This window comes from Paenibacillus anaericanus, assembly GCF_003994475.1.
In the GTDB taxonomy this organism is placed as follows: Bacteria; Bacillota; Bacilli; order Paenibacillales; family Paenibacillaceae; genus Fontibacillus; species Fontibacillus anaericanus.
The window spans coordinates 156,479-169,747 of record NZ_RZNY01000009.1 but is presented as its reverse complement, the minus strand read 5'-3'; the positions used below and the strand labels follow the sequence as shown (position 1 = coordinate 169,747).

Annotated in this window: 12 protein-coding genes; 8 read left to right on the top strand and 4 right to left on the bottom strand. The window is 42.0% G+C overall.

Going from position 1 to position 13,269, the window contains the following annotated elements:
* Nucleotides 1-3: 3 nt before the first annotated feature.
* The 5 genes from EJP82_RS12970 to EJP82_RS12950 are packed head-to-tail and all read left to right on the top strand — an operon-like array spanning nt 4 to nt 4,071.
* Entirely contained in the window at nt 4-1,230 is a 1,227-nt protein-coding gene (locus EJP82_RS12970) for a GTP-binding protein (protein WP_127192481.1), read from the top strand.
* Between the two features lie 34 nt (nt 1,231-1,264).
* A complete protein-coding gene (rpmG, locus tag EJP82_RS12965) occupies nt 1,265-1,414 on the top strand; it encodes a 50S ribosomal protein L33 (RefSeq protein ID WP_127192480.1) in 150 nt (49 codons plus the stop codon).
* A gap of 26 nt (nt 1,415-1,440) precedes the next feature.
* Entirely contained in the window at nt 1,441-2,157 is a 717-nt protein-coding gene (locus EJP82_RS12960; protein WP_127192479.1) for a metal ABC transporter ATP-binding protein, read from the top strand.
* A complete protein-coding gene (locus EJP82_RS12955; RefSeq protein WP_127192478.1) occupies nt 2,094-2,984 on the top strand; it encodes a metal ABC transporter permease in 891 nt (296 codons plus the stop codon). The genes EJP82_RS12960 and EJP82_RS12955 overlap by 64 nt, the downstream gene beginning before the upstream one ends.
* Complete coding sequence (locus EJP82_RS12950) at nt 2,971-4,071, top strand: metal ABC transporter substrate-binding protein (RefSeq protein ID WP_425464340.1); 1,101 nt, start codon at nt 2,971-2,973, stop codon at nt 4,069-4,071. Before EJP82_RS12955 ends, EJP82_RS12950 begins: the two co-directional genes overlap by 14 nt.
* An 11-nt stretch (nt 4,072-4,082) precedes the next feature.
* Here the strand turns inward: EJP82_RS12950 and EJP82_RS12945 are convergent, their stop codons facing one another.
* The 3 genes from EJP82_RS12945 to EJP82_RS12935 all read right to left on the bottom strand — a co-directional run bounded on the left by EJP82_RS12945 (nt 4,083) and on the right by EJP82_RS12935 (nt 7,020).
* Nucleotides 4,083-4,688, bottom strand: coding sequence for a DUF2087 domain-containing protein (locus EJP82_RS12945; RefSeq protein WP_127192476.1), 606 nt, complete (start codon nt 4,686-4,688; stop codon nt 4,083-4,085).
* A gap of 219 nt (nt 4,689-4,907) precedes the next feature.
* A complete protein-coding gene (locus EJP82_RS12940; RefSeq protein ID WP_127192475.1) occupies nt 4,908-6,185 on the bottom strand; it encodes a DEAD/DEAH box helicase in 1,278 nt (425 codons plus the stop codon).
* A 283-nt stretch (nt 6,186-6,468) separates the two neighbouring features.
* Nucleotides 6,469-7,020 carry a 50S ribosomal protein L25 gene (locus tag EJP82_RS12935; RefSeq protein WP_127192474.1) on the bottom strand — a complete coding sequence of 184 codons (552 nt, stop codon included), beginning with the start codon at nt 7,018-7,020 and terminating at the stop codon, nt 6,469-6,471.
* Nucleotides 7,021-7,344: 324 nt separating this feature from the next.
* On the opposite strand from EJP82_RS12935, the gene EJP82_RS12930 reads away from it, so the two are divergent.
* The 3 genes from EJP82_RS12930 to EJP82_RS12920 all read left to right on the top strand — a co-directional run bounded on the left by EJP82_RS12930 (nt 7,345) and on the right by EJP82_RS12920 (nt 10,860).
* On the top strand, nt 7,345-7,749 hold the full coding sequence (locus tag EJP82_RS12930) for a GNAT family N-acetyltransferase (protein ID WP_127192473.1): 405 nt from the start codon (nt 7,345-7,347) through the stop codon (nt 7,747-7,749).
* Between the two features lie 187 nt (nt 7,750-7,936).
* On the top strand, nt 7,937-9,661 hold the full coding sequence (locus EJP82_RS12925; protein WP_127192472.1) for a cellulase family glycosylhydrolase: 1,725 nt from the start codon (nt 7,937-7,939) through the stop codon (nt 9,659-9,661).
* Between the two features lie 188 nt (nt 9,662-9,849).
* Nucleotides 9,850-10,860, top strand: a complete 1,011-nt coding sequence (locus EJP82_RS12920; protein WP_127192471.1) for an aminoglycoside phosphotransferase family protein — start codon at nt 9,850-9,852, stop codon at nt 10,858-10,860.
* Nucleotides 10,861-10,962: 102 nt separating this feature from the next.
* On the opposite strand, the gene EJP82_RS12915 is transcribed toward EJP82_RS12920, so the two are convergent.
* On the bottom strand, nt 10,963-13,236 hold the full coding sequence (locus tag EJP82_RS12915; protein ID WP_127192470.1) for an MFS transporter: 2,274 nt from the start codon (nt 13,234-13,236) through the stop codon (nt 10,963-10,965).
* Between the last annotated feature and the right edge of the window lie 33 nt (nt 13,237-13,269).

Sequence of the window (13,269 nt, the reverse complement as noted above, 5' to 3'; positions counted from 1 at the left end):
TTTTTGAATCAAAAGAAAATACCAGTAACCGTACTCTGTGGTTATTTAGGGTCTGGTAAAACTACACTGTTAAATCATATTCTCAATAATCGTAAAGGGTTGAAGGTTGCGGTTATTGTAAATGACATGAGCGAAATAAATATTGATGCCGATCTGGTGAGCGCTGGGGGGAATCTATCGCGTACAGAAGAGAAGCTGGTGGAGATGTCGAATGGGTGCATATGCTGTACTCTTCGTGACGACTTGATTAAAGAAGTTGAAAAATTAGCATTGGAAGACAGATTTGATTATATTCTGATCGAATCGACGGGGATTAGCGAGCCGATCCCGATTGCTCAGACATTTTCTTATGAGGATGTGGACAGCGGAATTGACCTGACATCTCTGGCTAAATTGGACTGCATGGTCACTGTAGTAGATGCTTATCGGTTCTGGCATGACTTCTCTTCTGGGGAAACATTGTTGGAGCGAGGGGAAGCAACGGGGGAAGAAGATACTCGCGATGTGGTTGATCTATTGATCGACCAAATTGAAACTTGTGATGTGTTGATATTGAATAAATGCGATTTAGTAGAGGGAAATGAATTGAACGAACTGGAAGGTGTACTTCGTAAATTACAACCTGGAGCAAAGCTTATCAGAGCACAGAACGGGATTGTTGAACCAGAAGAAATTTTAAACACTGGATTATTTGATTTTGATAAGGCGAGCATGTCGGCTGGATGGATTAAAGAATTGGAGCAAGAGATACATACACCTGAAACGGAGGAGTATGGAATCAGTTCCTTCGTGTATCGGCGCAGATTACCTTTCCATCCTGAGCGATTGGCCGAGTATATGGCAGACTGGCCTGTGGAGGTTGTCAGAGCGAAGGGGCTAATCTGGATTTCTGTTAAGTCTGATCTGGCTGCAAGCTTTAGTCAGGCGGGATCTTCCATTCAGTTCGGTCCAGCAGGTCGGTGGCTGGCAGCTTTGTCTCCTGAAGAGCAACAAGAGCTTTTCTCAATTGATCCAGAGGTGCTACAGACATGGGATGACATGTGGGGAGATCGGATAACTGAAGTCGTTCTTATCGGTATCGATATGGATAGATCCGAAATCGAGAATCAGTTGGATCTATGTCTTTTGACTGCAGAGGAAATGGATATGGACTGGGCGAGCTTTAACAATCCACTTCCATGGCTCAGTGATGATGAGCTTAATCCTAACTCTAGCGTTGTAGGTCTTTAACAAACTAATCATTTCATTGAAGGAGGTTACGAATATGCGGGTAGTTGTAACATTGGCATGTACGGAATGTGGAGATAGAAACTATACAACAACTAAGAATAAACGGAATCATCCCGAGCGTTTGGAGCTAAAAAAGTATTCTCCTCGGTTGAGAAGATATACGATGCATCGGGAAACTAGATAGGAATGAATGGATAAAGAGGGGCGCGTATGATTTTATCTTCTATGAAAAATGTAGTTTTCGGGTATGGGCAAGCTCCTGTTCTGAACGGGGTTTCTCTAGATATACATTGTGGAGAGTTCGTAGGAATTACTGGTCCGAACGGAGCAGCCAAAACTACAATGCTCAAATTGTTACTTGGTTTACTTAAGCCTTGGAGCGGAACGGTGCAATTAAATGAGAAAGCACTAGATGGAAATAAGCTGCGAATTGGCTATGTACCACAAAATGTTGCTTCTTTTAACAGTGGTTTCCCTAGCCATGTATTGGAGCTAGTCAAATCGGGCTGCTATTCGCGGCTCGGTTTGTTCAAGCGATTTACATTAGAGCAAGAAGCTGTAGTAGAACAAAGTCTTAAGCAAGTAGGGATGTGGGAATATAGGAACCGCAGAATCGGTGAGTTGTCAGGGGGACAGAAGCAGCGGATTTGTATCGCTAGAGCTCTTTCTGGAGAGCCGAATGTATTGATTCTGGATGAGCCGACTGCAGGGATGGACCAGCAGAGCCGAATTGGATTCTACCAATTAATGAGGCACTGTGTAACAACACACGGAATTACGGTCATTATGGTTACCCATGGCCTGGAAGAATCCAACCAATATCTTGACCGCGTAATATCTTTGGAACAAAGGGAAAGTGAGGAGTGGCAATGTTTGAGTACGAGTTCATGCAGCGTGCGTTTTGGGCCGGAGCATGTATCGGAATAATTGCACCGATGCTAGGAGTCTATCTGATGCTTAGACGTCAGGCGCTGATGGCAGATACACTTTCGCATGTCTCATTGGCCGGAGTAGCTTTAGGGTCCGTGCTTGGTCTCAATCCAGTGGTTTACGGGTTTGTTGTTGCTGTGATCGGCGGCATCCTGGTTGAACAATTGAGGCGAACTTACAGAACCTATAGTGAGGTTCCAGTCGCAATTATCATGACCTCAGGATTAGCTCTTGCCATTGTTCTAATGAGCTTTCGTAGTAATTTGAATAAGAGTTTTAGTTCATATTTATTTGGGTCAATCGTGGCTGTTAGCGATATACAATTGTGGTTGATTGCCTGTGTTGCACTTGTGGGTGTTGGTTATTTCTTTGTCCTAAGAAGGCCACTTTATAATTTGACATTTGATGAAGAAACGGCACAGATTGGTGGAGTACGTGTCAGAGGCCTAACGTTTTCATTTGCTGTATTAACCGGTATGACGGTGGCTGCTGCGATGCCGATTGTTGGCGTTCTGCTCGTATCCTCTTTGATGGTTCTTCCTGCCTCATTGGCGTTACGTTTAGCAAAAGGATTTACAGCGGCTATAGTTATGGCTGTGATTATCGGGTTAATGGGTATATTCAGCGGATTGACCGCTTCTTATTATATCAACACACCTCCGGGAGGAACCATCGCGTTAACTCTGCTGATTTTTCTGCTGGTTGGGATTGCATATCAACGTTTACGACTTGTACTTCATAAACGAAGAGCCCGTACTAGCTGGGGAAAAGTACTTAATGAACAAGAATATCAAAATAAAGGAGAGTCTCATTTTGAAATTTAAAAACCAAAAATTCATAGCATTTTTATTAGGATTGATTTTAATTGTCTCTGGTTGTGGTGGGGGAGTTAACAACAGTGATACTGTGGTAAATAACGCTAATTCGACGGAATCAGGAAATAAAACGGTAGTTCAAACGAAAAAATTAAAGATTCAAGTTAGCATCTACCCGATGTATGAATTTACTAAAAATGTTGCTGGCGATCTCGCAGAGGTGGAAGTTCTAGTCCCTGGCGGAATGGAACCCCATGATTGGGAACCTACGCCACAAGATCTCAAGAAAATAGCAGAGTCCGATGTTCTCGTCTATAACGGAGCGGGGATGGAAGGTTGGATTGATCAGGTACTGTCGGCTGTGAGCAATGACAAACTGGTGAAGATCGAAGCGAGTCATGGTCTGGATATTATGGAAGGTTCAGACGAAGAAGTCCATGAACATGAAGGAGAAGAAGCTCATGATCATGAAGGAGAAGAAGCTCATGATCATAATGGAGAAGAAGCTCATGAACATGAAGGAGAAGAAGCTCATGAACACGCTGAAGAAGGTCATCATCATGATCATGGTGGTCTGGACCCACATGTATGGTTATCCCCAACTTTGGCGATCAAGGAAGTCCGCAACATCGAAGCAGGGCTTGTCGAAGCAGCACCTGAGCATAAAGATGAGTTTAAGAAGAACGCAGACGAGTATGTAGCTGCACTAGAACAATTAGATCAGGAATTTAAAGATGGATTATCTAATACAAAGCGGAAAGATTTCATTACGCAGCATGCTGCTTTTGGTTATTTGGCTAAAGAATACGGACTAACACAGGTTCCGATTGCGGGCTTATCTCCTGAGCAAGAACCTTCTGCGGAGAAGATGACGGAAATCGTGAAGTTTGCGAAAGAACATCATGTGAAGACCATCTTCTTTGAGACGCTAGTTTCTTCTAAAGTGGCAGATACCATTGCGAAAGAAATTGGTGCACAATCGGCAGTACTTAATCCGATAGAAGGACTTACTGATGAAGACAAAGCCAACAATTTAGACTACTTGAGTATTATGCGTCAGAACTTAGAAGGTTTAAAAGCCGCTCTGAACGAATAGAAAAAAGATGTTCAAGATAATGTCTCCCATTTTGGCCACATTTCCTGAGGGTTTACCGTATAGTTTTCACGATCACGAATCATGTATTGATGCATAATAAATTCTCTACGAATGGTAGCATAATCATCATGGTATTGCTTAATGAATTCGTTGATCTCTTTCTCAGTATATGGATGGTTCGGTTCTAATGCAGATACAAGCTGTTGCAGCACGATTAGTTTTTTCTTGAGCTGTGCGGGCAAGTGCTTCAATTTTCCTTCCGATGTGAAAAAATTCTTGCTGACAGATTCTTTCAAACGTTGTTGTTGGATATTCATTTGCTCAAGCCCTCCGGTTGTATTGGTATCCTTATAAATTAGATCTGCTGTTGCAGTAGCGGTATTCTTAATGAAATAGTGATTGAGCGAAAAATAAACGGTATTCTTCTCCCTGCGTTCGTTGATTAGACTGGCTTCACGAAGTTTAGCAGTATGGTGAGTAATGGTGGCAGGTGTAACATATAATTTGTCTGCCAAAACTTGACCGTTAAGTTCACCACCCGCTAGGAGAATCAAGATTTTAATTCGGGTTGGATCGGACAGTGCTTTATGGTAATTCACAATTTTATCTAATTGCAAAAGGTTTATCTCTCCTTATAACTAATTTAATGAGCTTCTAATTTGATATATGTTAAATTAGATACTAATAGCATAGTTAATAATTGTCAACTATCGTGTTGAAGTCCTTCGTGATCATCCTAGTCTCAGTGACCTAACAAAAAAGAGCTTTAGCAGAAATATCACTCTGCTAAAGCTTTTTAACATCATTTTTTAGATCCAGATGAAGAGTCGTACTGCTTATCTAGCATCATACTTTTTAGGGAAGGATGTTTTTTTATTTGCAGAAGAATTAGAGTGGTTCCCCACTGGTTTCTTCTTGTGAGCTGGTTTGAACGACTTTGATACTGAGGTTACTTCCTTTGGTGGAGGAGTCATAATCAGCATTGGATATGGATGGTCTTTCACTTCTGGGATGGATTTCCCAATCACTTTAACAATATCCTTAAGATATGGCTTTTCTTCAATTTCGCAAAAGGAGATCGCAATTCCACTTAATCCAGCTCTTCCCGTACGTCCGATTCGATGCACATATGTTTCCGGAATATTAGGGAGATCGTAGTTGAATACATGCGAAAGTTCATCAATATCAATCCCTCGTGCAGCGATATCTGTTGCTACTAATACCCGTGTTGCACCACTTTTGAAATTGCTTAATGCCGTTTGACGGGCATTTTGTGATTTATTTCCGTGAATCGCCTGTGATGCAATATTCGCCTTGGTCAGTTCGCGTACAACGCGATCAGCACCGTGCTTTGTACGAGTAAATACAAGAGCTGAAGCGATGGATTTATCTTGCAGAAGATGAATTAGCAGTTTCTGCTTGTTTCCCTTATCTACAAAGTACATCGATTGTTGGATCTTATCTACAGTTGAAGAGACCGGTGTAATCTCTACCTTTACCGGATTAACAAGTATGGATTTGACCATGGTAGAAATTTCTGGCGGCATCGTTGCTGAGAAGAATAGAGTTTGTTTTTGCTTAGGCATTTTTGCGATGATACGTTTTACATCGTGAATAAAGCCCATATCTAGCATTCTGTCAGCTTCATCTAGTACAAAGATTTTGACATGTTGTAGATCGATAAGTTTTTGGTTCATCAAATCGATAAGTCTGCCAGGGGTTGCAACAACAATATCCGCACCTTGTTTAAGGGCGCGCTCCTGAGTGTTTTGTGAAACACCACCAAAGACAGCACAACTACGCAAGTTGGTGTATTTGCCATACGCTTGTAAGTTTTCGATAATTTGAATGGCTAGTTCTCTTGTTGGTGTTAGTATCAATGAACGAACTTGACGTTTCGTGCCTTTATTGCTCTGTTGTTGGCTTAATAGTTGTAAGATAGGGACTGCGAATGCCGCTGTTTTCCCTGTTCCAGTTTGCGCACAACCAAGTAAGTCTCTACCAGCTAACACGGGTGGGATTGCTTGTTCCTGTATAGGTGTCGGTGAAGTGTAGTTTTCATTGCTTAATGCTTTCAAAATTGCCGGTATAATATTCAAGTCTTTAAATGTCATTATGTCTCCTTAGTCTCAAAAAAGTATTGCGAAAAATCAGTTTGTTCCACGTCCAACTACTCGCATTCCTCTATTGTACCATCTAAAGCATCTTGGAGTTTATATTTTCAGTTATTACCAACATAGTGAACCATTTTACAAGAGATATAAAGGCGAGAAAGACCATGTTTGGTCAAGACTCCAGTTAGTGGACATTAAATGGGAGCTTGACTATCTACAGACGTAGATAACATGGTCTTTCTGTTATATATAATTATTTTTCTTATCGAAGATATAAATACAATTATAATTTAGGAGTGATAACGGATAATAGAAACTCATTAACTGAGGAGATCAATTCAACACCGCTAGGAATCTGTAGATTTCCAACTTGGAGAGAATCTCCAATTTCCAAATGACTAATGTCGATAGCTATCGAAGCAGGTAAGTCTGCAGGTAGTGCTTCGACTTCGATCATTGTCACTTGGGTTTGCAGAACGCCACCCTTTTTCGTACCAATTGGGGTGCCAATATAATCAACCATAACCCATGTACGAACAATCTCCTTATGATTCACTCGTAGAAAATCAGCATGGATCAAGTCTCGGGATACCGGATCCCTTTGAATGGCTTCAAGAAGTACCGGAATCGGTTCAGTTCCCTCCAAATTTAATTCAAGCACACCTGTTCCACCGTTTCTTGCCCAGCGTTGGAACTCTTTTAACGCAACGTGAATCATGGTCGTATCTTCATTGGGACTCATGATTATACCGGGAAGACGGCCCTCTCTGCGTAAAGATTTCAATCCATTTCGGTTTGTTGGTTGACGTAGCTCCGCCTGAAAACATGCTCTCATTACAATCGACTCCTCATTATACTTAATTTTTTTGTGCTCCCAAAAGCCTTTCTCTTAACTTACCTAGAATTGCCCCGCCCACGCGGGGATGGAAGAGCACCATCACATCACCACCTTAAATACATTTAATGTAAACCTGGTTACATACGCGCGAAGGCACCTCGTTCCAGTGGAACGAAATGCCTCGTAAGTGATACCATAGCATAAAGCTACCAGACTGTCGAATATACGAGAATTAATAAACCGTGAACGGAAGTGTGATGTAGAGAAATGATCATTACGTGATTTTTTAATATAATAGATGATAAGAGAGGAAGGATCGAAATGAGTATTTACTACACATCAAGTAAAGAGGGCATTACAGAAGAAGCTCTTGAAGAGTTGTTCTTATCAGTGGATTGGGAGTCTGGTAAATATCCAAAGCAACTTTTACAAGCAATCGAAGGGTCGCACTCCGTTGTAACAGCATGGGATGAAGGCAAGCTTGTCGGGTTAGTAAATGCTTTATCTGATGGTGTTTTAACGGCATATTTTCATTACGCACTTATTAATCCAAGTTATCAGAGTAATGGTATTGGTAAGGAACTGATGAACATGATGCTTGAGCGATATAAAGGGTATAAATCAAAAGTATTAATTTCATATCCTGATGCAGTGAACTTCTATATTAGACTTGGGTTCAAATCAGAAGATGGAAGTAAGCCCATGTATATTTCAGAGTTGGTATGATGATTAACTAACGGAAAATGAGAACCCAAGAACCCACTCTTAACGGAGCGGGTTTATTTTTTATCCTACAGCCGCTAATTTGACTCACTGATTTACATATGATTTTTCCATAAATTATTACGGTATTTTAAGAAGATGCAGCATGATAAATTAGTTAATAGAAAACGCTTACAAAAAGGAGAATGATATGATAACGAGTAGAAAAAAATCGATTTTGTCCTTAGCTATTGTTGCGAGTCTATTACTTTCTATGTTCTCAGCTTCTGTTTCCGCTGCCGATCCTAAAAAGGAACAGGAGGCTAAAAACGCGGCCAAAGGTAGTATCCAATCCTATGTTCAAGATATGCAGCCTGGTTGGAATTTGGGTAATACGCTTGATGCTACAGGAATTGACGAAACAACATGGGGCAACCCTCGTGTGACCAAAGAGTTAATTGAGCAGATCGCTGCTCAAGGATACAAGAGTATCCGGATTCCGATTACATGGGATCAGCACATAGGTGATGCACCAACCTATACGATCGAACAGGCATATATGAACCGAGTTCAAGAAGTTGTGGACTGGGCACTGGATGCAGATCTCTATGTTATGATCAACATCCATCATGACTCTTGGTTGTGGGTAAGCCACATGGAGAAGAAGCATGATGAAGTGCTTGCTCGTTATCAGGCGACTTGGACACAAATTGCGGATCGATTTAAGGATCACTCCAATAAGCTAATGTTCGAAAGTATCAATGAACCTCGTTTTACCGATGGGGGTACCGAGGATCGCGCGAAACAGAATGAGATGTTGTATGAACTGCTAACATCTTTCCATAAGATTGTTAGAGAATCAGGTGGGAAAAATGCGGTTCGTCCACTAGTTCTACCTACACGCGAGACCAACCCGTCTCAGGAAGATCTAGATGTGCTTTACAATACTATTGTTAAGCTGAACGATCCTAACCTGATTGCTACTGTGCACTTTTATGGTTTCTGGCCGTTCAGCGTGAACATTGCTGGATACTATAAGTTTGAGAAAGATACAACGAAAGATATCGTTACAACATTCGATAATGTCTCCAACACCTTTGTTGCCAAGGGGATTCCTGTAATTCTTGGTGAATATGGTCTACTTGGATTTGACAAGAACACGAATACAATCGAGCAAGGAGAGAAACTTAAGTTTTTCGAGTTTTTAACCAACACTCTCAGGGAGAAGAAAGTCACCAGTATGTTGTGGGATAATGGACAACATTTTAACAGAACAACATATAAATGGTCAGATGAAGAACTGATCAATATTATGAAAGCCGGTTGGAGCGGACGTTCGTCGACCGCGGAGTCTGACATCATCTATCTTGCTAAGGGCGCTGAGATTCAAGATGCTAAAGTGAACCTGAATCTAAATGGGAACCAGTTGACTGGAATCGTTACAAATGGACAAAAGTTGAAGCAAGGTGAGGACTTTGTGCTGAACGGTGAGGAGTTAGTCCTCAAATCAAGTCTGCTCACAAAGTTGACAACCGTAGGGAACCTTGGAGTCAATGCAGTATTGTCAGTACAGTTCAACAACGGACCTGACTGGAAGTTGAAATTAACCGTTAATGACAAACCGGTATTGCACAATGCTGAAGGAACGACAGAAGCTTTCGCTATTCCAACCAACTTTAACGGTAACCGCGTGGCTACGATGGAAGCGACATATGCCGCTGGCGGCAATGCAGGTCCGCAAGACTGGACTTCCTTTAAGGAATATGACAATACATTTAGTCCCTCTTTTATGACCGATGAAATCAAACTGCTTCCAGATTTCTTTAAGGATGTGAAAGACGGAGAAGTAATTTTGAAATTCCATTTCTGGAGTGGTGAGATCGTTACGTACACGATCACGAAGAGAGGGGACAACATTGTAGGTAAAACTTCTTAGAAAGAATCATTAGGTGCTATAACCAATTATATTGTCATAACAAGAGCGTTCAATTAAGGGGAAGACTCCCTTGAAGAACGCTCTTTTATTTACTGTGTACTTTTTGTCTTTGAATTTGTAGGATAATGGATATAAGATATTAAATGGGAACGTGAGTTCGAAAGAGATATTCTTAAGGAGATGGTCTTTTGACTACTGCAATCATTTTTTCACCGAATAAGTTAGGTTCTATAAGTGATTCTCAATTCCAGTCCATGCTTGATAGATTTAACTTGGGACGGCTCATATCATCTGAGAAAACGGAAAAGGGCGCCATGGGTCAGACTTGGTTTGTTACTTCGACGGAAGGGAAATTTGTATTTAAAGGTAACCCCTTGTTCCCTGGACAATTTGCTGAAGAGAAATATTTTGTTGAAAATATACATAATCGCACGGGGATCGCTGTCCCTACTCCTTATTTGATAGATGCTGCAGCAGATATTTTTGATTGGGAATATGCTTTAATGTCGTGTCTTTCTGGGAAACATATGAACTCGCAACAAATCAAAGATAATCTTAACTTAGAAGAAAAATTAAAGATAGCCGAACTAGTAGCTGAGACGCTCACGAACCTCCATAGCTGGAAAGTTGACGAATATGGTGAGTTAGACACGGAAACATTCACGATACGCCCTTTTGAGGATTCATATAGAGCATGGCTCTTCGATAGAATTAGATTTTGGGTGGAAGATGCTAAGAAGTACTCAGTCATAACATCACAAGATGTGCTATGGGTGGAAGAGTTGCTGGAAGCTTCGAAGTCTTCCTTTGACGAATTTAGTTCACCAACATTTGTAATGGGAGACTTTAAACCCGAAAACTTTCTCTTAGAATTGGAAAATAATAATTGGAGATTTAGTGGCCTATTCGATTTTACTAACGCTTATTTCGGCGACCCTCTAGCGGACTTAATAAAGATAATCACAATGTACATTAATTATGGAGAGGAAGAAGTAGCCAAGCGCCTATTATCCGTCTATTTACCACATCCTGAGCAAATAGAGGCTTATAAGGGGCGGATTAGAGTACACATGCTTCAACAGCGGATATTGGATTGGGGATGTGCTAAGGCAATGGGGATGGTTACATGGGATGATGACCTTTCATTCTCTGAATGGGTAGAATATTACACAGAGTCAGCGCTGAGTTTGGTAAAGTGACTTCACAAAAAATGTGAACCTTCTTATCTCTTTAAAATAGAACGATAGTAAAGACGGCTGCCACCTGGCAGCCGTCTTTACGTTAAATGGCAGGATGATGTATTAAGGCGAACTATTTACTGCAACATCTTCATTTTGGATGCCGATATTACCGATCAATATCGTGCCGTTCTTTGTTTTATCAAATACAAAACCAATCTTGCTCAATTGCTCAGGCTGGAAATCCGGGTTGGTCTTTTTTAAATCGGCAAGGTTGAACGTAAAGTTTTGGAACACCGGCTCCTTCGTCGGTTGCGAAGCCGTGAATGGCCATTTTATGATGTTACCTTCGAACATGGGTAGTAAATAAGCTTCGCTGCTGAGAGGGAGGGACGCCACGTTACCGTCTCTGTCCTCTACATGGATGGTTAAATCGACGAGGGCGTCCTTGTCATGATTTGTTGTCTCGTTATTCCGGTCAGCCATCGAAAAAACGATGGAACTCGTTTCCCGTACATCGAGACTACCATCTGGCAAAACAACGGTGTAGGAGGGAGTGCCGGGTGTCGCAGCACTGTCCCATCCGAGACGTACTGCACTGTATATGTCGGGCGCAAATTTCAGCTCGACTTTTTCCTCTCTCCACTGTTTCAAATGTTCTCCGATCATCCTTCCTCCTGCCAAGGTCGTCGTACTGAGATCGATGTCTTCGTCAAAGCTACTAATGAGCTTTGTATTTGAGTCCATATAGTTGTTGATATACATGGTGTCCGGTAGCCACTCTCGGGCATAACCAATATCTTGGAACATGGACCGATATTCGCTTTTTCCTTTCAATGTCGTATCTAGGAAGGACGAGATGAACACTTTGGCCGCTTGTAGCTGCTCTTCCTGCGGTATCAGTTGAGCGATATTGAACAGTTTATTGCCTAGTCCTATATTGTCGTTACTTCCCCAGGTGGTGTTGAATTGGCCGTGATTCGCACCATAAATGTATACCGATGCTTTAAAAAAATCACTGTCGTTTGAAAAGCCGATTCGACTGTATTGGCTCGCACTGGAAAATGAGCTGACATCCATGTCGTGTGTGCCGTGCAAAGTTAAATAGTTCAAATCTTTTAGCGGAGTCGGTTGTCCCGCAGGCTTGTATTGCCCGTCAGTACCCGCAATCGAAATGACGGATTGGATACCAAAGTTGTAGTCGAATTTGATGTTTCCATTTTCCGGGGAGGCGGGCAGCTTGTTATACGCCGCTGCGACCGTTACCGCCTCGCCGCCGCGAGAGTGACCGATCAGAGCGATCTGGCTCATGTCCGCTTTACCGAAAAACGGATTATCCTTCGTCTTATTCCACTCGTTCCACACTTTCAGATGCTCTAACATCAACCATCCTCGTGCTGAATTTTCTTTCTCCAGCAGTTTGAGTGTAAACAAATCATCGTAAAGGGATGAATTGAGAAAATTTTCGTCTATGGATACAAAAATATACCCGCGACTTGCCAATAGCTTGCCCAAATATTCATATCCCGGGTCTGAATAATCGGTTGCGGTGTGGTTGCCATGAACGGTGACGATTAACGGAAACGATCCTTCGCCATCAGGATACCAGACTGATCCATTCAGCGGCATTTGATCTGGTCCGAAACCAAACGTATTTGAACGATTAGACGACCATTTTTCCAAAAAAGCTGATCCGTCCACCTGTTTTGTCACGAGTGATCCAGTCTGATTAAATTCCTTCCGATAACTGTTTGCGCTACCGTATGTCAACGTTTTGACCGTATACGGTCCTTGTTCAGCTGGATTCGCTGCTGTCGTCCGGTAACGGTCCGCAGTTTTCATCGCTGATAACCGGTACGGCTTCGCCAAATCTGCATTGCCGTTGTCCAGCAGCCAATACCCGCCAATGCCAATGGTCCCTAGCGTAATTGCCAACAAAATCCCAGCGGTTACTTTCGAGACAAGCTTAGCCTCACGGTATCTACCGGTTATCAATGAGGATAAGAGGGCTCCCAGTACAGAAAATACTAGAATTATTAATAATGGGAGGATAAACATCAATTGCATGGGCCCCATGAAGCTAATGAATAGCAAACAAAACGAAGCGATAGCAATCCAAACAAAACGTGAAGGCATTCGCTTGGTAACGTGAAGCACGCCTGCAATTACGCCGGTTACGAGCACAATCACAATTAAGAGCAATGACGTCCCCAGCAGATAATCGCCCAAACCGCGCGTACCAAAAAAGGAATATCCTTGGATGAAATACAAGCATAATGCGACGATGGCTAATGCAATGGAGGCTCCCTTCCAGCTCGGAGCAAGTGGACTAATTCTTTTCCGTTTGTTCATTAACCGTGGGGGTTGCCCCATCGGTTTCAATTCCATTTTTGACATGTAACTACCTCTTTTCCATATAAGAGCCTGTTC

Bases quoted from the DNA above. Each gene is read 5' to 3' on its own strand.
- rpmG (WP_127192480.1), top strand. From the start codon at position 1,265: ATGCGGGTAGTTGTAACATTGGCATGTACGGAATGTGGAGATAGAAAC.
- EJP82_RS12960 (WP_127192479.1), top strand. From the start codon at position 1,441: ATGATTTTATCTTCTATGAAAAATGTAGTTTTCGGGTATGGGCAAGCT.
- EJP82_RS12940 (WP_127192475.1), bottom strand. From the start codon at position 6,185: ATGACATTTAAAGACTTGAATATTATACCGGCAATTTTGAAAGCATTA.
- EJP82_RS12935 (WP_127192474.1), bottom strand. From the start codon at position 7,020: ATGAGAGCATGTTTTCAGGCGGAGCTACGTCAACCAACAAACCGAAAT.
- EJP82_RS12930 (WP_127192473.1), top strand. From the start codon at position 7,345: ATGAGTATTTACTACACATCAAGTAAAGAGGGCATTACAGAAGAAGCT.
- EJP82_RS12925 (WP_127192472.1), top strand. From the start codon at position 7,937: ATGATAACGAGTAGAAAAAAATCGATTTTGTCCTTAGCTATTGTTGCG.
- EJP82_RS12915 (WP_127192470.1), bottom strand. From the start codon at position 13,236: ATGTCAAAAATGGAATTGAAACCGATGGGGCAACCCCCACGGTTAATG.